The following is a 19,914-nucleotide window of genomic DNA, read 5'->3' as shown; positions in this document are numbered from 1 at the left end:
CTTCTTACTGTACTAAACCCGTTAGGGCCTACTGGGGATGCCCGCCGCCGTGAAACACCGGGGGGTGGGGGGGCCCGGGGGGCCCCGCCCGGCGTTTGGGGGGGTCCGGGGGGCCGGGGGCCGCCGGGCGCCGGCCCCCCGGGACCGCTCTCGTCCGGAGCTACAGCGCTCCCGGGCCGGGGCCCGCCGCGGTGCCGTCGCCCGTCGCGCCGCCGGCCCCGTCGGCGCCGCCCGTGCCGGGCGTCCCGCCGGTGCCGCCGCCCGCGCCGCCGGTGTCGCCTCCGCCGCCGTCACCGCCGCCGGAGGGCGAGTTGCCGCCCGCGCCGCCCGCGCCCGCGCCGCCGTCGGTCGTCGGAGTGCCGCCGCCCGCGCCGCCCGTGGTCGTGGTGCCGGGGGTGGTGGTGCCCGGGGTGCCGCCGGTCTGGCCCTGGGTCTGCCCCTGCGTCTGGCCTCCGGTCCGTCCCTGGCCCTGGGTGTCCTGGCCGGGGCTCGTGCTCGGGCTGGCGCTGTCGCTCTGACCGCTGTCGCCCGGCTCGGTCGCGCTGTCGCTCGGCGGCGCCTGGGAGACGTCCGCGCCCGGCTGGAGGCTCAGGTCGAAGTCGCTGGCCGGGGTGCCCTTGAGGGCGTCGCCCATGAACTGCGCCCAGATGCTGCCGGGCGCCCCGCTGCCGTTGACGCGGTCCAGGCCCATCGCCCCGTACAGCGACCTGTGCGCGGCGGTGTCGGGGTCCTGGCCCATCACCGAGACCACGGTGGCGAGGTCGGGCGTGTACCCGGCGAACCAGGCGGCGGTGTCCTCCTCGGCGGTGCCGGTCTTGGCGGCGGCGGGCCGCCCGATCGCCTGCGCGGGCGCGCCGGTGCCGTTCTGGACGACGCTCTGGAGCACGGAGGTCGTGGTGTCGGCGGCCTGCCGGCTGACGGCCTGCGTCTCGGTGTCCTGGGGCAGCTTCACGGCGTTGGCGCCGTCCTTGGTGATCTTCTTGATCATCGTGTAGACGCCGTGCTTGCCGTGGTTGGCGAGGGTCGCGTACGCCTGGGTCATGTCGACCACGCTGGCCCGGGCCACGCCGAGCGCGATGGACGGGCTGCTGACCAGTTCCGGGGTGTCGGCCGGGACGCCGAGGGCGACCGCGGTCTGCTTCACCTTGTCGGAGCCGACGTCCACGGCCATCTGCGCGTACACCGCGTTGACCGACTTGTCGGTGGCCTCGCGCACGGTGATGTCGCCGTAGGAGCGCTGGTCCTCGTTCTCGGGGGCGTAGGAGCCGCCGGTCCAGCCCTGCACGGGGCGCTTGTTGGTGCCGTCGTAGAGGGTGTTGGGGGTGATGGTGCGGCCGTCCGTCGTGCGGGCGTCGTTCTGTACGGCGGCGGTGAACACGAACGGCTTGAAGGTGGAGCCGGCCTGGAAGTCCCGGCGGGTGGCGTTGTTCGTGTACTGCTTGACGTAGTCGATGCCGCCGTACATGGCCACGAGTTCGCCGGTCTTCGGGTCGATGGCGGCGCCGCCCGCGCGGACGTAGGTGTCCACCTTGCGGTTCTTCTTGTCGAGCTTGCTCATCAGCTGGTCGTCGACGGCCTTCACGAACGCGTCCTGCTTGCTCTTCTGCAGGGTCGTCGTGATCCGGTAGCCGCCCGAGGCCAGCTCGTCCTCGGTGAGGATCTGGTTCTTGGCGAGGTAGTCCTTCACCGCGCGCACGAGGTAGCCGCGCTGCCCGGACATCCCGGTGGGCACGGTGGCGTCCTTGGGCGTCGGGAACTTGATCCCGGCCCGCTCGGAGGCGCCGAGCCAGCCCTGCTTGACCATGCCGTCCAGGACGTAGTTCCAGCGGGCCAGGGCGGCCGACTTGTTCTCCGGGTGCGCGACGACGTCGTACTCGCTGGGCGCGTTGACCAGCGCGGCGAGGTAGGCGGCGCGGGCCGGGTCGAGGTCCTTGGCCTTGACGCCGTAGTACGCCTGTGCGGCGGCCTGGATGCCGTAGGCGTTGCGGCCGAAGTAGCTGGTGTTGAGGTAGCCCTCGAGGATCTCGTCCTTGGACTCCGTGCGGTCCAGCTTGATCGAGATGAAGAACTCCTTCACCTTGCGGGTGACGGTCTGCTCCTGCCCCAGGTAGTAGTTCTTCACGTACTGCTGGGTGATCGTCGAGCCGGACTGCTTGCCCTTGCCGGTCGCGGTGTTCCAGCCGGCCCGCAGCATCGCCTTCGGGTCGACGGCGGACTCGGTGTAGAAGTCGCGGTCCTCGGCCGCCAGTACGGCGTGCTGGGCGTCCTTGGAGACCTGGGCGAGGGCGACGTTCTCCCGGTTGATGTCGCCGTCGCGGGCGATCTCGGTGCCGTCCGCGTACAGGTAGACGTTGGCCTGCTTCATCGCCAGGGCGTTCGCGGACGGGATCTCGACCAGCGAGTAGCCGACGAAGAACGCGCCGATGACCAGCAGCGCGACGGTGAGGACACCGCCGAGCACCATCCGCCAGGTCGGCAGCAGCCGCCGCCACCCGGTCCGCTTCCGCTTGGCCTTCTTGGCGGCCTTCCTGGCCTTCTTGTCGTCGCCGGGGGCGGCCTCGGGGGTCGCGGCGGTGCGGTCGGCCGCCGCGGCGGCGGCCGGGGTGGCGCGCGGGGAGGCCGCGGCGAGCTGGGTGGTGGGGGCGTCGACGGGGCCGGCGGGGTTTTTGGGGCGGCGCCCGGTGGGGCCTCCGGTGGGGTCGGCCGTGGAGCCGCTGCCGGGGGCTTCGGTGGCGCCTCCGGTGGGATGGGCTCCGTCGGCGTGGGCGGTGGGGCCGGCCGGTCCGGTGCCCGTGGCGCCCGCGCCCGCCGCCGCACCGGCCGCGCCGGCGGCACGAGCCGCGCCCGCCGCACGGGCCGCGCGGGCCGCACGAGCCGCGCCGATCGAACCGGCCGCGCCTGCCGTACCTGCCGGGCGGTCCGCCGGCGTGCCGGGCGTGCGGCGCGTCGCGCCGGTGCCCTCGCCCGCCGCCGGGCCGCCGGGGCGTCCGGCCGCGCCGGTGCCGGTGCCCGCGGCCGGGTCGTCCGGGGTGCGTCCCGCCGGGCCCCGGCCGCCGGAGGCGTTCGCGCCCCAGGTGATGCCGCCGGTCGCGGTCCGCGTACCGGGGCCGGACCCCTGCGGGGCGCCCGGGTCGGCGCCCGGCGCGGTATGCGGCTTCCGCTGCGGCAGCCGCCTCCTGTCCTGATCCGGACCCTGGCCCTGGCCCTGATCCGGTCCCTGACTCCGGCCCAGACCCTGCGGCTGTCCGGCCCTGCCCTGACCCTCGGTCTCCGGCCGGGCCTGCCGGTCCTGGGCCTGGGGGAGGGCCTTCGTCTCCGCCCGGCCCTCGTCCTCGGCGGCCGCCCGGTCCTCGGCGCGCCCCCCGGACCGTCCCGCCGACGCCGACGCCGACGGCGGTTCGGTCAGGGGCCGGTCCTCGGCCGGACCCCGCGTCCGACCCCGTTCACGGCCCCGGCCCCCGTCCCCGCCCCGGCGGTCACGTTCCTGGCCCTGGCCGTCGCCCTGCGCCCGAGCCTCCGGCTCGGACGATCCCGGCTGCGGCTGCGGCTGCGCCTCCTCGGCCCCGGGCTGTGCCTTGGCCTTCGGCTGCGGCTCGTCGCTCATGTCGTGCACGGACTCCTGTTTTCACGTCGTACGTCGCCGTACGCCCTCATGCGCTTCTGCGCCCCCGGATGAAGACTCACGCACCGCGCGTTCCGTTCCCGTTCCCGGGCATCTGGTCCGGAAAATGCGTGGCACGTCACGCCGCGTGCGCACTAGGCTCCTGCGCTTCGTGTCGGTGGACCTTCGGGAGGCGTGACGTGGGCGCTGGGCGGTTGTACGCGGCCGTCGCGGCGGGGGGATTCAGACGGTACGCGACCTATCGTGCGGCCACGTTGGCCGGGGTGTTCACCAACACGGTCTTCGGCCTGATCCTCGTGTACACCTACCTCGCGCTCTGGGACGCCCGGCCGCACCTCGGAGGCTACGACCGCACCCAGGCCGTCACCTTCGTCTGGCTGGGGCAGGCGTTCCTGTCGACGCTCGCGATCGGCGGGGGCGGTGTCGAGGACGAGCTGATGGAGCGCATCCGTACGGGGGACATCGCCGTAGACCTCTACCGGCCGGCCGACCTCCAGCTGTGGTGGCTCTCGGCCGACCTGGGCCGGGCCGTGTTCCAGCTGGTGGGACGCGGAGTGGTCCCGTTCGTGTTCGGCGCGCTGTTCTTCCCGGCCGCGCTGCCCTCGGACCCGGTGACCTGGCTGGCGTTCGCGGCCACGCTGCCGTTGGCGATGCTGGTGAGCTTCGGTATCCGCTTCCTGGTGGCGCTGAGCGCGTTCTGGCTGCTGGACGGGGCGGGTGTGGTGCAGATGGCGTGGCTGGCCGGGTTCTTCTGCTCGGGGATGCTGCTGCCGCTGAACGTCTTCCCGGGCGCCCTGGGCGAGACGGTGCGGGCGCTGCCCTGGTCGTCGATGCTCCAGGCCCCGGCGGACGTGCTGCTCGGTCACGCGGACCCGCTCGCCACGTACGCCTTCCAGGGCGCGTGGGCGGTGGCGCTGCTGGCGGCCGGGCGGCTGGTGCAGTCGCTGGCGACACGGCGGGTGGTGGTGCAGGGTGGCTGACGTGACCGACCTGCCCGGCCTCGCCGACCGGCCCGGCGTCACCCGGGCGGAGCAACGCGGGCGGCTGCGCGAGGGCCTGCGGGCGTACCGGCTGATCGCCGCCATGTGGATCCGCTCCACGATGGCCTACCGGGCCTCGTTCCTGATGACCACGTTCGGGAACTTCGCGGCGACCGGGCTCGACTTCGTGGCGATCCTGCTGATGTTCTCGCGGGTGGACGCGCTCGGCGGCTACAGCCTGCCCGAGGTGGCTTTCCTGTACGGGCTGACCACCGTCTCCTTCGGCCTGGCCGACCTGGCGATCGGGTCGATGGACCGGCTGGGGCGGCGGGTGCGCGACGGCACGCTGGACACGCTGCTGGTGCGCCCGGCGCCGGTGCTCGCGCAGGTCGCTGCGGACCGTTTCGCGCTGCGCCGGCTGGGCCGGGTCACCCAGGGCCTGCTGGTGACGGGCTACGCGCTGTCCGGCCTCGACCTGCACTGGACGCTGCCCAAGCTGCTGCTGATGCCGGTGATGCTGCTGAGCGGCGGCGGGATCTTCTGCGCGGTGTTCGTCGCCGGGGCGGCCTTCCAGTTCGCCGCGCAGGACGCCTCCGAGGTGCAGAACGCGTTCACGTACGGCGGGACCACGCTGTTGCAGTACCCGCCGACCGTGTTCGCCAAGGAGCTGGTGCGCGGGGTGACGTACGTCCTGCCGCTGGCCTTCGTCAACTGGCTGCCCGCCGCGTACGTGCTCGGGCGGCCGTATCCGCTGGGGCTGCCGGCCTGGACGGCGTTCGCCTCGCCGCTGGTCGCGGCGGCCTGCTGCGCGCTGGCGGGCCTCGCCTGGCGGGCCGGCCTGCGGTCGTACCGGAGCACGGGAAGCTGAAGGGGCGTATGCCGATGGACAGGCCGACGGAGGAACGGGACGGCGGGCCCGGAGAGGGGACCACAGGGGAGCGCCGCTTTGGACGGGACGGGCTCGGGGAGGGCCGTCTCGAGGGGAACGGACTCGGAAGGGGGGGCGCCGACGGGGCGTCCGGCGGGGTGTTCATCGAGCTGGACCGGGTCGAGAAGGTCTTCGACGTGCGCAAGAGGACCGGGTTCCTCAGGAGCGAGCGGCGGCAGGTGCGTGCGGTCGACGCGCTCTCGTTCACCGTGGCGCGTGGCGAGATGGTCGGCTACATCGGGCCGAACGGCGCGGGCAAGTCCACGACGATCAAGATGCTCACCGGCATCCTCACCCCGAGCGGCGGCCGGCTGCGCGTGGCGGGCATCGACCCCTCGCGGGAGCGGACCCGGCTCGCGCAGCGCATCGGCGTGGTGTTCGGGCAGCGTACGACCCTGTGGTGGGACCTGCCGCTGATCGACTCCTACCGGCTGATGCACCGCATGTACCGCATCCCCGACGCCCGTTACCGCGAGAACCTCGACCGCTGCGTCCAACTCCTCGAACTGGCCGACCTGCTGGACGTGCCGGTGCGGCAGCTCTCGCTGGGCCAGCGGATGCGCGGCGACATCGCGGCGGCCCTGCTGCACGACCCGGAGGTGCTCTACCTCGACGAGCCGACCATCGGCCTGGACGTGATCAGCAAGGCCAAGGTCCGCGGCTTCCTGCGGGACCTGAACGCCGAGCGCGGCACGACGGTGCTGCTCACCACCCACGACCTCCAGGACATCGAGCAGCTGTGCTCGCGCGTGATGGTCATCGACCACGGCCGCCTGATGTACGACGGCCCGCTGACCGGGCTGCACGAGGCGGGCGAGAGCGAACGGACCCTGGTGGTGGACCTGGAGCGGGAACTGCCGCCGATCGAGCTGCCGTCGGCGCGCGTGGTGCGGGTGGAGGGGCCGCGGCAGTGGCTGGCCTTCCCGGCGGGCAGTTCGGCGGCCCCGCTGGTGGCGCTGATCGCCGAGCGCTGTCCGCTGGTGGACCTGTCGGTGCGCGAGCCGGACATCGAGGCCGTGATCGCCCGGATGTACGGCCGTCCGGCCCCGAGCGCGGCCGAGGGCGCGGTCTCGTAGCCTGAGGCGCGGTGAACTCGTAGGCTGCTGTGCATGACCGATGCCGTGTCCTCCGCGTCCTCCGAGGGAGGCGACCAGCGGCGTCCGGCGCCGCCGGCCGCCCGGCCCGATCCCCAGCAGTTGCGCGCCTCCGACGCCGACCGTGAACGAGTCGCCGAGATCCTGCGGGACGCGCTCGCCGAAGGACGCCTGGACATGGCGGAGTTCGAGGAGCGGCTGGAGGCGACGTACAGCGCGCGCACCTACGGGGAGCTGGCGCCGATCACCAGCGACCTGCCGGCCGCCGGCGCCGTGACAGCCCCCGTGGTCCAGCCGGTCTCGCTCCTCAAGGAGCCGGTGCGCGGCGGGAGTTGGCTGAGCCGGATCACCGGCGGCGAGGGCTCGTCGTCGTGGGCGGTCGCCGTGATGTCCGGCTTCCAGCGCAGGGGCGCCTGGACCGTGCCGAGGCAGTTCAACTGCGTCGCCTTCTGGGGCGGCGGTGAGATCGATCTGCGCGAGGCGAACTTCGCCGACCGCGAGGTCGTGATCAACTGCGTGGCGGTCATGGGCGGGGTGAACGTGATCGTGCCGCCCGGCGTGGAGGTCGTCGTGCGCGGCATCGGCGTCATGGGCGGCTTCGACCACCGCGAGGAAGGCGTGCCGGGGGAGCCGGGCGCTCCGCGCGTGATCGTCTCCGGTTTCGCGTTCTGGGGCGGTGTGGGCGTCGAGCGCAAGCTCACCCGCGCCGAGCGGCAGGCGCAGAAGGAGGCCCGCCGCCAGGAGAAGCTGGAGCGCCGGGCCGACCGCCGCGAACTGCACGCGGGGCGCCACGAGGACCGCTGGGACCAGCACCGCGAGCGTCTCGAACGCCGTCTGGACGAGCACCGCGACCGTATCGAGGAGCGCCTGGAGGAGCACCGCGAACGGCGCGAGGAGCGGTGGGAGCGGCGGGAGCGCCAGCGGGACCGCTGGGAGGACCGCGGCCGGCGCGGCGGCAGGCACCACTAGGGCGCGTTTCGAGAGCCCCGCCTGCCCCGCGACGCCTGGCACGCGCGCTCGCCGCGTCGCCGACATCGTCCAGGTACGCTCAGTACGAGGGCGACCCTCCGCCTTGCGGTCACACGCGCCAGACGCCGCGGGGCCCGCCCTTCGGGCGGACAGCGCCGCTTTCGGAACACGCCCTGGGCGGGGTCCCCTCGGTCCTCCCTCTCGTGACTCCGGCTCCCTCTGCCCTTTTCCTCCGGTATCCGCCCTTTCGTCTGCCCCTTCCTTGCCCCTCCCGCGCCTCTTCCGGGTGATACCGGGAACTCCTGTTCCGTTCCGGGAGTAGGTCGGGTGGGGACAATTGGGCGCAGACGTACGCGGGACGTGTGCGGGAACGCGGAACGGGTGGAGCGGATGGAACGAAGGACACAGGCCGGCCCTGGCCCGGACCGCCCGGAGACGGCGCGGCCCGGCCGGCGCACGGGGGCGACCGCCGTACCGGCACCGGAGCCCGACGGGCGCGGCTCGGGGCCCGGACCGTACGGCCTGGGGTCCGGCCCGGACGGCCTCGGGTCCGGCCCGGAGGGCGGTGCGGGCGCGGCGGACGCGGGGGCGGCCTCCCGCCGCGCGATGACCGTGTTCAGCCCCGCCGACGAGGAGCGCCGGCGCGGAGTGCGCCGGATGAAGCTGACCGCGACCGGGCTGCTGCTGTTCGTGGCGGTGGTCTACGTCCTCGCCAAGGTCGCCCAGCACAGCGGCGCCGGCGCCTGGGCGGGCTATGTCGCGGCGGCCGCCGAGGCGGGCATGGTGGGCGCGCTGGCCGACTGGTTCGCGGTCACCGCCCTCTTCCGCCACCCGCTCGGCCTGCCCATCCCGCACACCGCGATCATCCCGACCAAGAAGGACCAGCTCGGCGTCTCGCTGGGCGAGTTCGTCGGCGAGAACTTCCTCTCCGAGGACGTCGTGCGCCAGCGGCTGCGCGCGGTCGGCATCGGCAGCCGGCTGGGCGTCTGGCTCGCCCGTCCGGAGCACGCCGACCGGGTGACCGCGGAGTTGGCCACGGCGCTGCGCGGCGCGCTCACCGTGCTGCGCGACTCCGACGTCCAGGCGGTGGTCGGCGAGGCGATCACCCGCCGGGCGGCGGTGCAGGAGGTCGCGCCCGGCCTCGGCAAGATGCTGGAGCGGATCGTCGCCGACGGCGGCCACAGACGCGTCGTGGACCTGGTGGTCTCCCGTGCGCACGACTGGCTGGTGCTGCACGGCGACTCCGTGATGGACGCCGTGCAGGGCGGTGCGCCCGGCTGGACCCCGAGGTTCGTGGACCGCAAGGTGGGCGAGCGGGTCTACCGGGAACTGCTGCGCTTCGTCACCGAGATGCGGGACATGCCGGGCCACCCCGCGCGCGGGGCGCTCGACCGTTTCCTCGGCGACTTCGCCGCCGACCTCCAGTCCGACAGCGAGACGCGGGCGCGGGTCGAGCGGCTCAAGGGGGAGGTGCTGGGCCGTGGCGAGGTCCAGGACCTGATCGCCTCCGCCTGGACCGCCGTACGGTCGATGATCGTCGCCGCGGCGGAGGACGAGCACAGCGAGCTGCGGCAGCGCGTGCGGGCCTCGCTGCTGTCCCTGGGCAACCGGATGGCGGAGGACCCCAAGGCGCAGGGCAAGGTGGACCGCTGGGTGGAGGGCGCGGCGGTGTACGTGGTGACGACGTACCGCCGGGAGATCACCTCCCTGATCACCGACACGGTGGCGGGCTGGGACGCCGAGCACACCACCCGCAAGATCGAGGCTCACATCGGCCGCGACCTGCAGTTCATCCGCATCAACGGCACGGTGGTGGGCTCACTGGCGGGCCTGCTGATCTACACGGTGTCGCGGCTGCTGGGGGCGTAGGGCGGCGGGGGCCCGCTCCCGGTCGGGGTGCGGGCGTACCGTCCTGGAGCGTGGCCGGGGCCGGGGCCGGGCCAGGGCAGCGGAGTGGGCGGACCGCGCGCGGGGCGTGACCGGGCCGCTTCGGGGGCACTCGCATGGCGTTCCGCTCGACGAGGAGGGAGCCCATGGCCACTGCTGAGGCCGCTGCCGGCCGTACCGTGACGACGAACATCCCCGCCAGACTCGACCGCCTGCCGTGGTCGCGCTGGCACTGGACGATCGTCGTCGGTCTCGGCACGGTGTGGATCCTGGACGGCCTGGAAGTCACGGTCGTCGGCAACATCGCCAGCCGGCTGTCGGAGCCCGGCAGCGGACTGTCGATCAGCTCCGGGCAGGTCACCGGCGTCGCCGCCGCCCTGTACGTGGCGGGCGCCTGTGTCGGCGCCCTGTTCTGGGGCCGGCTGACCGACCGCTACGGCCGCAAGAAACTGTTCATGATCACTCTGGCGGTGTACCTGGCCGCCACGGCCCTGACGGCGATTTCCTTCGACGCCTGGTGGTTCTTCCTCTTCCGCTTCCTGACCGGCTTCGGCATCGGCGGCGAGTACGCGGCCATCAACTCCGCGATCGACGAGCTGATCCCGGCCAAGCACCGCGGCCGGGTCGACCTCGTCATCAACGGCAGCTTCTGGATCGGCGCGGTCGGCGGTTCGCTGCTGTCGATCCTCGCTCTGGACACCGACTTCCTGGCCGCGAACGTGGGCTGGCGGCTGACGTTCGCGCTCGGCACCGTCCTCGCGCTGGTGATCCTGCTGGTACGGCGGCACGTCCCGGAGAGCCCGCGGTGGCTGCTGATCCACGGCCGGGACGGCGAGGCCGAGGAGGTGGTGTCCGGCATCGAACGCGAGGTCGAGCGTGAGCAGGGCAAGCCGCTGCCCGAGCCGCACGGCGAGATCACCATCCACCAGCGCCACAGCGTCTCGTTCCTGGAGATCGGCCGCACGGTCTTCGGCGACTACCGCAGGCGCGCGGTGCTCGGCTTCTCCCTCTTCATCGGCCAGGCCTTCCTCTACAACGCCATCACCTTCGGCTTCGGCGCGATCCTGACCAAGTTCTTCGACGTCCCCTCCGGCCACACCGGCTACTACTTCGCGGTGATCGCGGTCGGCAACTTCCTGGGCCCGCTGCTGCTGGGCAAGTTGTTCGACACGGTGGGCCGCCGGGTGATGATCTCCTCCACCTACCTCCTCTCCGGCCTGCTGCTCTTCGGCACGGCGTGGCTGTTCGACCGCGGCTCGCTGAGCGCGACGACGCTGACGGCGTGCTGGTGCGCGGTGCTGTTCTTCGCCTCGGCGGGCGCCTCCAGCGCGTACCTGACCGTCTCGGAGATCTTCCCGATGGAGACCAGGGCGATGTCCATCGCCTTCTTCTACGCCCTCGGCACCGCGGCCGGCGGCATCAGCGGTCCGATGCTCTTCGCCGACCTCACCGGCACCGGCAAGGTCGGCGACACGGTCCTCGCCTTCCAGATCGGCGCGGGCCTGATGTGCGCGGCGGGCCTGGTGGCCGCGTTCCTCGCGGTCAACGCGGAACGCCGCTCGCTGGAGGACATCGCCACGCCGCTGACGGCGGTGCCGGAGAAGGCGGGCGCGGCGGCGCGAGGAGGCGGCGCCGCCACCCGTGAGGCGACACCGCCGTCACCGCCGTCGTCGAGCGCGGCCTGAGGGGCCGACGGCGGCCAGGGGCGTGCCGCGGGAACACCCCGGCAGGGGGGCCGGTGTCGAGCGGCCCCCCTCTCGGCCCCGGACCAGCCGGGTCACTCGAAGAGGGCGACGAGTCCGTTCACCCAGATCGCGAAGAACAGGATGACCGCGAGGACCGCCGCCAGACATCCGAGCCCTGTCCGGAAGTCACGGAAGCCGCTCCTCCCACGGCCCTCCGCCGCCCCGGCGGAGGGAGGCGCGTCCCAGTCGACGGGACGTCCCACGGCCTCGGAGCACTCCGCCCGCACCGCGGCCAGTTGCTCCCGGGCGAAGGCCGTTCCGGCGAGCGACTCCGGGCCCCGCCAGGCGAGTACCCGCATGCGCTTCGGAGCGGTGTCGTACCGCGCCTCGAAGGCGGCGGTCTCGGCCGCGTCCCGGTCCTGTTCGAGATACATCCAGCGCCCCGCCTCCGCGGGCTCTCCGTACAGGCGGTACACCTCGGCCAGGCGCCGGCGCAGGGTCAGGTCGTCCGGGAAGGACGACACGAGCCCGCGCAGGCGCTGGCGCGCGACGGGCACCCGGCCGGCGGCCAGGTCCGCGTCGACTCGGGCAAGGGTGTCTCGCAGGGGCATGCACGAATGATCGGGTACGGCGACGATCACCGTCGAACTGGTTTTCGCCGCGCAGCGGCAACGGGGCTGCCCATCGGACCGTCCTCGGCGGACCACCCGCCCCGCTCCCCGACGCCCGGACCCTGACGACCGCTCGGCGCCGGCTCACCGGTCACGGGTGACCGGCCATCCGTCATCGGCCACCGGTCATCCGTCACCGAGGACCACCGGACAGCGATCGCTCACGCGGCGCGTCGGTCGGCGACGGCCCAGGAGGCGAGGGCGACGGCCCCGGCGACGCCGAACACGGACGGCCAGGCGCCGACCTTCTTGGCCAGCGGGTGCGATCCGGCGAACGCGGCGACGTAGGCGGCGGTGAGCGCACCGGCGGCCCTGCCGCCCGCCTGGCGGCGCCACTGCTGTGCGGCGGCGGCCCCGGCGACGGCCAGCACGGCCCCGCCCAGCTGCCGCTTCCCGGTCCAGCGGGCCACGCCGTACCCGCCGACGAGCCCGCTCGCGGCGACCACTGCCGTAGGAACCTTCGCCATCATTTGCCTCCCGCAGACACCGAACAGAAGCCGAACACCGAACAGAAGCCGAACAAAGCGAGGCTAACCCGCACAAGGGCACGCCCTGCGACCACCCCCGCGAACCGGCACCCGCCAGAACCTGCGGGTGAGACCCAGGTCACACCCGCGTCCCTCCTCGTCGCTGTCACACAAGGCCGCCGGGCTCCGTCGTATCTGTGCAACCACGACGCAGCAAGGACGAGGAGCCCACGATGGAACCCCGCATCAACTACTTCGAGAACGCCGTCGGAGCCAAGTTCCTCCGCTACATCAACTCCGCGGGCAAGGTCCTCTCGGACTCGGGACTTCCGGCCGCGACGCAGGAGCTGGTGAAGATCCGCGCCAGCCAGATCAACGGCTGCGGCTTCTGCACCGACATGCACACCAAGGACGCCGCACACGCCGGCGAGACCGCCCAGCGCCTGCACCTGGTGGCCGCGTGGCGGGAGGCGAAGGTCTTCACGGACGCCGAGCGCGCGGCCCTGGAACTGGTCGAACAGGGCACCCGCATCGCGGACGCGGCAGGCGGCGTCCCGGACGAGGCCTGGGAGAACGCCGCGAAGCACTATGACGAGGACCAACTCGCCGCGCTGGTCTCCCTGATCGCCCTCATCAACGCCTACAACCGCGTGAACGTCATCATCCAGCAGCCGGCGGGCGACTACCAGCCGGGCATGTTCGGCTGACCGAGCGAGGTGCCACCTCGGGCCCGCCGCATAGGGGAGGGCGGCGGGGAGAAGCGCACCCTTGTGGAAGGGCGGCACCGACCGCAACAGCCCGGCGAACGTGCCGACCAGCAGGCCTCCACCGTCGCGACAACCAGCACCCCCCTGTACGGCGCGCAATCCCGCGCTCCTTCCCCGGGACTGCCGCCACGCGTTCCCACCGGACCGGCGACCGCACCCACCTAACCCGGGCAAGGCGTTCCATGTGTGCATGGCGTCATCCAAAACGGAATAGACCGCTGCGGCGTAGGGGCAGGCAGTGCAGAACATCTCCGCCGGCACCCCCGCCCCGTACACCGGCACGCACGCCGACCTGACCGTCGTCGACGGCGGCGAGGGCCTGGACGACGACCGGGCGTGAGGGCGCTCGGGTGACGTTTACCTGAGTTCGTTGTCCGCCAAGGCCTGGATGAGCGCGCACCAGGTTCTGGCCTGCACCTGAACCACGGGCCCCTCCTGGCGCTTCGAGTCGCGTATGAGCGCACCGTCGTCGGCGTATGCGCACTCCACGCACTCGGTGCCGCTGCCACCGCTGTAGGAGGACTTGAACCAGTGAAGCTTGGGCGATGCTGTCATCAAGGCTCCTTGCTGATCCGCTCGATGAGCTCAGCCGTGGACTCGAAATCGAGCGCCTGTGCGCTGAGATACTGGAACGCCAACCTATAACGCTCCAATTCCTGCGGCTTTTCCATGAAGAGACCACCACCGATGAGGTCTACGTACACGACGTCCAGCTCAGGGGCCTGCCCGCGAAGGACGGCGAAGCTGCCTACGGCCGCTGCGTGCGCGCCACGCGCGAAGGGTAGGACTTGCACGGTGACGTGCGGTCGTTGGGACATGGCGAGCAAGTGCCCCAGTTGTTCACGCATGACCTCTCGGCCGCCGACCTGACGTCGGACCGCTGCCTCGTCGATCACGCACCAGATGTGCGGGGGTTCTTCGCGGTCCAGCAACTCTTGTCGCTTCATGCGGATGTCGACCATGTGTTGGACCTCGCGCTCCTCGCACTGCACCTCCGAAGCCCGGTGTACGGCCTCGGCGTAGGCCCGGGTTTGGAGTAGGCCGGGGATGTACATGCAGGCGTAATGGTCTTCACGCACGACCTCGTCTTCGAGGGTGAGCATGAGGTTCATGGACTCGGGGATGGAGTCGGCGAGTGATCGCCACCAACCCTGGATCTTGGCACCCTTGGCCAACTCGACGAGCGCCGTACGTTCCTCGTCTGAGGCCCCGTACTCACGGCACAGGGCGTCCACGGCGGGCCACTTCACCGTGCCTTCCTTCGTCTCGTAACGGCTGAGAGTCGCCTTGGAGATGCCGACTGCGGCTCCCGCCTCCTCCAAGGTCAACCCCTTCTGCTCTCGGAGTCGCCGCAAGTCGGCGCCCAGTTGGCGCCTACGGGTGGTGGGTCCAACTGCCATGCTCACAGCCCTTCGTGTCGATCCGGTAGATCGTCGTCTGTCCTGAGAGTGAACGGCAAGACGGTGTGCGCCGGGGGCGCGCATCGCGCAGCCGTGCTCCTGCGCGCAACGAGTGAGAGTTCCATTTTGAGAGTTTCACTGCAACTCTTAGTCGCTATGAAGTCACAGCGCGCACAGGGCGCCGACGGCCATGTAGGTGACGGAGCGAGCAATCTCATGGGTGATCCCATGGGTAACGCAGTAGGGAGCGCGAGGCGGGTGTGGAACCTGCCCTTCTCGGCAGAGGCGGAGGAAGTCGCCGGGCTACGCCGCCTTCTGCGGCTGCATCTAGAGCTCTGGAACGTGCAGGAGCTCAGTGATGCCGCTCAGTTGTGCGTCAGTGAGCTGGTGGCGAACGTCATCAAGCACGTAGGGCACGGAACCCCCGCCACGCTTGCTGTTTCCATGACTGACGCGCGCTTGCGCATCGAAGTCCACGACCCCGATCCCCGAGCCCTTCCGGCTCTGAGTGACGCAGACCTGGGTGCCGAGGCGGGGCGAGGCATGGTGTTGATCGACGCCATCGCCGACCGCTGGGGTGTCGACCTCACAGCCGGGCGAAAGTCGACATGGTGCGAGCTCAGCGTGAGTCCCGCCGATATCAACGGGCATGCCGCCGCCCATCGCGTGGCCCGAGCGGCAGGCATGCTGGGGTTCTACGCCCGTGCGACGATGCCGCAGCAGGGCGTCGCCTTCAGCCGACTGGGCGCGACGCTTGCGGAGGAGACGGCGATCGACGTCATGACCGATCTCCTCCACTGGTTCCATGCGCACGGCCAGGACCCGGACGATGTGCTTGACCGGGTGCAGGCCCATTTCGAAGCGGAAGCCGAGCCTGCTATTGGCCGACACGACGTTCCGCAGTCTCGCTTGTCATGACAGGCGTGCAGACTCCCGCACTAAGCGCTGCTGATGGCGTATCACCTCTGCGGAAGCCAGTAATCATCATGCGTTGGGCTCCCAACAAGGTGGTGGACTCGTCCGCGGTTTAAGCGCGCTCTGATGCCCTTCGCTTACGCCTCGCCCACACAGCGTCGTGGGCGAGGTGCTGGGAGACAGCCGGCAATCATGAGACTGAGTGCCTCGACCGTAAAACGTGCCGACCTTTTCATGCAAGGTCTGCCTCAGGGGTGACTCTTCAGAAATCGCTAGCTCAGTCTGGACGCCCAGGGATCTGCGTATGCTAGAACCTGGGCCAGGCGCAAAGGGCAGCCTTCGCCAAGCGTCGTTGCCGTTCATTGAGGGAGCTCGGGGACCAGTCTTCGTACCGGCGCAGATCTTCATTGAGGTGGAGCCCAGATTCCCGGTAGATCTCTTTCTTCACCGAGAACGGCTTGTTGCTCGCAGTGGCGTTCAGCTTCTTGTGGACGAGTGTCAAGTTTCCCAAGCGGTTGATTAGGTCTTCGTGTCCCTTCCAGGCATCCCATCCGACATGAGGGTGCTGCGGGTAGATGTGCTCGATCCACAAAACCGATGAGTCTCCGGTAGACTTCTCGGGCCCTTCGCTCTGAAGAACGGTCGACGTGCTGAAATAGTTTTCTAGCTCCGTAAGAAGGTGGCGCTGATATCCAGACTTGGCGTTTGGGATAGACAATTCCATGAAGTTTTCTTCAACTTGGTCGTCACTGCGAAGCAACGGTCGCAAGATGCTTTGGGCCTCATCTAGCGTTGCTTTATTGCGCACCGCATAGGCAACCTTGTACACGGCCGATTCGAGGCTTGACGAGTCGCCACTCGTAATGACGCTGAAGCGAACGAACGTAGTTACCAAGGATTGAAGGAGCGCTGCCTGGTCAGTTGCCGTGCCCCATTCATCGACGCACGAGAGCGCGGCCGGCAAGAGTGATGTTGCCTGTAGAGTTTGGATCGCCTTCAGCCATCGAGAGCACGCGGAATTACTGTGTATTCCCCCGAGGATGGCCTTGTACAGTTCAGCATCCGCAGCGAGGCTCTTAGAGAACTTGTAGGGATCCCTAAGGTCGTCCTTCGTGCTCGGTGTCGCCATCACAGCCTTGATCTCCTTGAAGAGTGACTGCTTCTTGACGTCCCCTCTGTGTGTGATCCATACGTGCCTAAGGAAGGTGTCTACCTTAGACGACGACTGAGACAAGCCGTAAACCTGCTCCCAGAAATCTTCAACGTCGTCGAGTTGATGATCTGGAGTCATTGAGAGAACGTGGTTCCGGAGGAGGTTCAGGGTAGAAAGACCCTTACCTCGGTCGTTTAGTCGCTCAAATACATCCGATACGTCATCCCAGTTGCTCGAGTGGATAAAAACGACCTTCAGGTTGTTGATTATGATCGAATGAAGTCTGTAAGCAAGTTCGATCGACGTGAATCCTTCCTGCTCCACATACCTGTCGAACTTTTGATCAAAGAACTCCCTGACTTTCCTGATGAGAACATGGGAGGCGACTCGGGTTTCAGCTTGACCGTCTTTTGGGAATTGCTGTATTTCCTGACGGAAGAATACGCGGTCAACTTTGTTCAGTGTGAGGAGGTACTCGGGGGTGGCACCCAGTTGGACGAATTTGATGATGTTGCCCAGTTGGATAGTTCGAGCCCCTTCGGGGTCCTTCTCCGCAAGTTTATCCCGGAGGACGGAGAGGAGAATTGTTAGTGTGGCAAGTCGCTGTTGCCCGTCCAGGATTTCTACAACATTGCGTTCTTCGTCTGCCTGGCCGACGAGGGCGCCCATGAAGTACTCGCGGGAATTAATGGTCTTTCCCGGGTAACGCTCATGAAAACTAATGATATCTTCCCAGAGTTCCTTGGCCTCTCCGGTCTCCCAGCTATACGGACGCTGAACGCGGGGAACCACGATTGGTGTAGCGGAGGAGGTCAAGAGGGTTCCGATTGGAACGGCGTTAGCGATCGTAGGCATTTCACTCCCTGCGTGGTTTGGCGTCCCCGCTGAAGGAAGCCGAGTAGTGAGCATTGTCTTCAGTTCGCGAGGCGGCAAACGTCTAGTAGCCGCCAAGGGGAGAATGGTGGGCATCCCGGCATATCGGGACGAATGTGTACGTATACCCTTGGATTAAGCTCGTTGGCGGTGCCTCCTGAGCGTAAGCCTTCGACTCAGGAGGCTAATGGGATACCTTCTAATTGCTCGAAGGGAACCTGCGCGCCGGGAGGGCTCGCCTTAGCGGGTGAGGTCGGGGAACGATTTCTCAATGATTTTGAGGAGCTCGCGAGCTGAGTCGGCGTCGAGCTGGATGCTTTGACTGACCTTGTCGAGGATCTGTCGTTCGGGGGATCCGTAGGTGTCCAGCTGTAGAACGCGTCGACCGTCTACGGTGAAGGTGCGAAATCCGCACGTCACGGGGCCATGCACTCTCTGAGTGTCAGAGGGTACGGGGTCGAATTTTTTGATCAAAGCCACGAGGACACCCTGCCTGAAAGGGCTGACTTGTGTCTATACCAGCTTTTCTCAGGCTCCGTCGAAGTGATGGACAGGCAACGCCGCGCCAGGCATGAGTGGTTGGGAGCGGGGTTGTCTGTTCTGCCCCTCCCTTCCCGCGCTTCCGTGCGCGGGACCGGCGCTCCTTCAATCGGTCGCGCCGTGACAACTCCCGTACCCCACCCTCGACCCGCACCAGCACTCCTCCCCGCGCTGCGGCGGCCACGCCACCGCGCGGCCGCGTGCCGCCAGCGTCGTCGCGTACTGGGGGAGCAGGGTCGGGTCCGCGGGGGACGTGGCCTCCGAGGCTGCGAAGGCCTCGTAGGAGGGGACCGTGCCGGTGACGATGCCCAGGTTCGGGGTGCCGGAGGCGGAGAGTTCCCGGAGCGAGGCCTCTATCGTCGCGAGGTGGGTCTCATGGGTCGGGTACTCCGTGGCGAGGTCCGGGTACGCCGCGAGGAGTTCGGTCAGTTCGGCCGCCGGCCAGTGCAGGACCGCCACCGGGAACGGGCGGGACAGGGCCTCGCGGTAGGCGCCCAGTTCCGCGTTCAGGCGGGTGATCTCCGCCCTCAGTTCCGCCGGGTTCTCCGAACCGAGGGACCACACCCGCTTCGGGTCGTGCAGTTCGTCCAGGGAGACCGGGGCCGAGTGCAGCGCGTCGGCCAGGGTGTCCCAGTCGTCGTGGGCCGCGCCCAGCATCCGGCGGACGCGGTGGCGGCCGTACAGGAGGGGGTGCGTGGCGTACGGCGGTTCGGGGACGTCCGTGAGCAGGAGGTCCATCGCCTCCGTGAACGTCTTGTGCGCCTGCTCCAGCTCGTCGTGGGTCTCCAGGGACTCCGCGATGATCACCCAGGGCGCCGGGTCGCGCGGGGCGGTGGTGCGGATGCCCTCGATGATCGCCCTCGCCTCGGCCTCGTGGCCGAACTCCCACAGGTTGGCCGCCTTCAGGGCGCGGACCAGCGCGGCGTTCTCCAGGGGCTCGGGGGAGGCGAGCAGGCGGTCGTAGAGCGCCGCCGCTGCCGGGCGGTCACCGGACAGTTCCAGGTGGGCGGCGGCCTGGACGAGGAGGGCCTCGGCGTCCTGCGGGTACAGGCCGGCGGTCCGCTCCAGGCGGGCCGCCTCGGCGGCGTGGTCGACGTTGGCGTTCGCGGCTGCGTGGGCGGGCGTGTCGGGGCGCATGGATGACACCGTAGCGCCGGTCGGTGACAAAAAGGAGGTATCCGCTGGCCGGCGGACGGCAGGCCGGCGTCGGCGGGACCGGCGTGGTCGGCGCGGTCGGTGTGCTCGTCAACGGCGACGGGCCGGTCGTCATGGCCCGCGCCGATGTGGACGCCCGCCCGGTGCGCGAGCGGACCGGCCTGCCCCACCGCCTGCCCCGGCGGGACGTCCCGGTCGACCACAGCCCCTTCTCCGACCCGGCCTCCGGCTCATGCCGGGCACCGGCGTCGGCGCCCGGGCCGTCGCCGCCCTGGCCCGGTCCCGGGGCATGACGGACGTCACCCCGCGGCCCCGGTCCCGCGGAGAAGCCTGTATAAGAGAGGGAGACCAGCAGCGTTCGCGTGAGAGAGGGGGGAGTCGGCCGTGATCCGTCACCGGGCCGGGGTACGCCCCGCCGCCGCGCTGCTCCTGCTCTCGCTCGTCCTCCTCCAGCTCGCCCTGCTCGACGCGGGCGGTCTGCACGCCGCCGTCGCGCTCGCCGCGACCGCGACCACCGCCGCCGCCTCGGCGCTCGTCGTCTGCGCGCTGCTGCTCGCGCGCTGCGCGCCCGTCGTGCCGCCCACCAGGGTGCGTACGGCCATCCGCGACCGCGATCTGCGGACGGCCTTCCTGCCGCAACGGGACCCCGACGCCGCGGGCCGGCGCCGGCCCCGAGCTCCCGGGGCCGCCCGCACGACGACCGTCGTCGCGTAGGGCATCGGCGCGCCTTTCCTTCTTCCCGCCTCTCGGTTCCTTCGGGTTTCTCCTGGCTTCCGGCTTCCGGTTTCCTGCCGGTCGCCGGTACCGC

The 19,914-nt window shown here is 70.2% G+C and carries 16 protein-coding genes and 1 pseudogene; 10 read left to right on the top strand and 7 right to left on the bottom strand.

Features of this window, described 5'->3' with window-relative positions; translation table 11 throughout:
- Nucleotides 1–160 precede the first annotated feature (160 nt).
- Nucleotides 161–2,884, bottom strand: coding sequence for a transglycosylase domain-containing protein (locus AB0N63_RS34410; RefSeq protein WP_365535577.1), 2,724 nt, complete (start codon nt 2,882–2,884; stop codon nt 161–163).
- A 917-nt stretch (nt 2,885–3,801) separates the two neighbouring features.
- Between AB0N63_RS34410 and AB0N63_RS34405 the strand changes: the two genes are divergently transcribed.
- The 6 genes from AB0N63_RS34405 to AB0N63_RS34380 all read left to right on the top strand — a co-directional run bounded on the left by AB0N63_RS34405 (nt 3,802) and on the right by AB0N63_RS34380 (nt 11,165).
- Nucleotides 3,802–4,602, top strand: coding sequence for an ABC-2 family transporter protein (locus AB0N63_RS34405; RefSeq protein ID WP_365535561.1), 801 nt, complete (start codon nt 3,802–3,804; stop codon nt 4,600–4,602).
- Between the two features lies 1 nt (nt 4,603).
- On the top strand, nt 4,604–5,470 hold the full coding sequence (locus tag AB0N63_RS34400) for an ABC transporter permease (protein ID WP_365535575.1): 867 nt from the start codon (nt 4,604–4,606) through the stop codon (nt 5,468–5,470).
- A gap of 158 nt (nt 5,471–5,628) precedes the next feature.
- Nucleotides 5,629–6,606: an ABC transporter ATP-binding protein gene (locus tag AB0N63_RS34395; RefSeq protein ID WP_365535559.1), complete on the top strand. Its 978-nt coding sequence runs from the start codon at nt 5,629–5,631 to the stop codon at nt 6,604–6,606.
- Nucleotides 6,607–6,639: 33 nt separating this feature from the next.
- Nucleotides 6,640–7,593: a DUF1707 domain-containing protein gene (locus AB0N63_RS34390; RefSeq protein WP_365535556.1), complete on the top strand. Its 954-nt coding sequence runs from the start codon at nt 6,640–6,642 to the stop codon at nt 7,591–7,593.
- Between the two features lie 606 nt (nt 7,594–8,199).
- Complete coding sequence (locus tag AB0N63_RS34385; RefSeq protein ID WP_365535554.1) at nt 8,200–9,462, top strand: DUF445 domain-containing protein; 1,263 nt, start codon at nt 8,200–8,202, stop codon at nt 9,460–9,462.
- A gap of 164 nt (nt 9,463–9,626) precedes the next feature.
- A complete protein-coding gene (locus tag AB0N63_RS34380; protein ID WP_365535551.1) occupies nt 9,627–11,165 on the top strand; it encodes an MFS transporter in 1,539 nt (512 codons plus the stop codon).
- Between the two features lie 92 nt (nt 11,166–11,257).
- On the opposite strand, the gene AB0N63_RS34375 is transcribed toward AB0N63_RS34380, so the two are convergent.
- Together AB0N63_RS34375 and AB0N63_RS34370 are read right to left on the bottom strand one after the other, a co-directional pair.
- Nucleotides 11,258–11,776, bottom strand: coding sequence for a DUF6584 family protein (locus tag AB0N63_RS34375; protein ID WP_365535549.1), 519 nt, complete (start codon nt 11,774–11,776; stop codon nt 11,258–11,260).
- 221 nt (nt 11,777–11,997) lie between these two features.
- Nucleotides 11,998–12,303 carry a hypothetical protein gene (locus AB0N63_RS34370; RefSeq protein WP_365535548.1) on the bottom strand — a complete coding sequence of 102 codons (306 nt, stop codon included), beginning with the start codon at nt 12,301–12,303 and terminating at the stop codon, nt 11,998–12,000.
- A gap of 233 nt (nt 12,304–12,536) precedes the next feature.
- Between AB0N63_RS34370 and AB0N63_RS34365 the strand changes: the two genes are divergently transcribed.
- Nucleotides 12,537–13,010, top strand: coding sequence for a carboxymuconolactone decarboxylase family protein (locus AB0N63_RS34365; protein ID WP_365535546.1), 474 nt, complete (start codon nt 12,537–12,539; stop codon nt 13,008–13,010).
- Between the two features lie 417 nt (nt 13,011–13,427).
- Here the strand turns inward: AB0N63_RS34365 and AB0N63_RS34360 are convergent, their stop codons facing one another.
- Nucleotides 13,428–13,625 carry a DUF397 domain-containing protein gene (locus AB0N63_RS34360; protein WP_365535544.1) on the bottom strand — a complete coding sequence of 66 codons (198 nt, stop codon included), beginning with the start codon at nt 13,623–13,625 and terminating at the stop codon, nt 13,428–13,430.
- Nucleotides 13,625–14,470, bottom strand: a complete 846-nt coding sequence (locus AB0N63_RS34355) for a helix-turn-helix transcriptional regulator (protein WP_365535542.1) — start codon at nt 14,468–14,470, stop codon at nt 13,625–13,627. The genes AB0N63_RS34360 and AB0N63_RS34355 overlap by 1 nt, the downstream gene beginning before the upstream one ends.
- Before the next feature lie 258 nt (nt 14,471–14,728).
- Here AB0N63_RS34355 and AB0N63_RS34350 point away from each other — a divergent pair, with 258 nt between their 5' ends.
- Nucleotides 14,729–15,388, top strand: coding sequence for an ATP-binding protein (locus tag AB0N63_RS34350; protein ID WP_365535540.1), 660 nt, complete (start codon nt 14,729–14,731; stop codon nt 15,386–15,388).
- A 304-nt stretch (nt 15,389–15,692) separates the two neighbouring features.
- Here the strand turns inward: AB0N63_RS34350 and AB0N63_RS34345 are convergent, their stop codons facing one another.
- Entirely contained in the window at nt 15,693–17,393 is a 1,701-nt protein-coding gene (locus AB0N63_RS34345; protein ID WP_365535538.1) for a DUF262 domain-containing protein, read from the bottom strand.
- 663 nt (nt 17,394–18,056) lie between these two features.
- Entirely contained in the window at nt 18,057–19,088 is a 1,032-nt protein-coding gene (locus AB0N63_RS34340; RefSeq protein WP_365535535.1) for a tetratricopeptide repeat protein, read from the bottom strand.
- A gap of 65 nt (nt 19,089–19,153) precedes the next feature.
- Here AB0N63_RS34340 and AB0N63_RS34335 point away from each other — a divergent pair.
- Nucleotides 19,154–19,276, top strand: a pseudogene (locus AB0N63_RS34335) (amidohydrolase); the annotation flags it as partial.
- 214 nt (nt 19,277–19,490) lie between these two features.
- Nucleotides 19,491–19,820, top strand: a complete 330-nt coding sequence (locus AB0N63_RS34330) for a DUF6412 domain-containing protein (protein WP_365535533.1) — start codon at nt 19,491–19,493, stop codon at nt 19,818–19,820.
- Nucleotides 19,821–19,914 lie beyond the last annotated feature (94 nt).

Source organism: Streptomyces sp. NPDC093260, assembly GCF_040683715.1.
Lineage (GTDB): Bacteria > Actinomycetota > Actinomycetes > Streptomycetales > Streptomycetaceae > Streptomyces > Streptomyces sennicomposti.
Note: the sequence above shows the minus strand (reverse complement) of the source record. Positions and strands in the feature narration are given on the sequence as shown.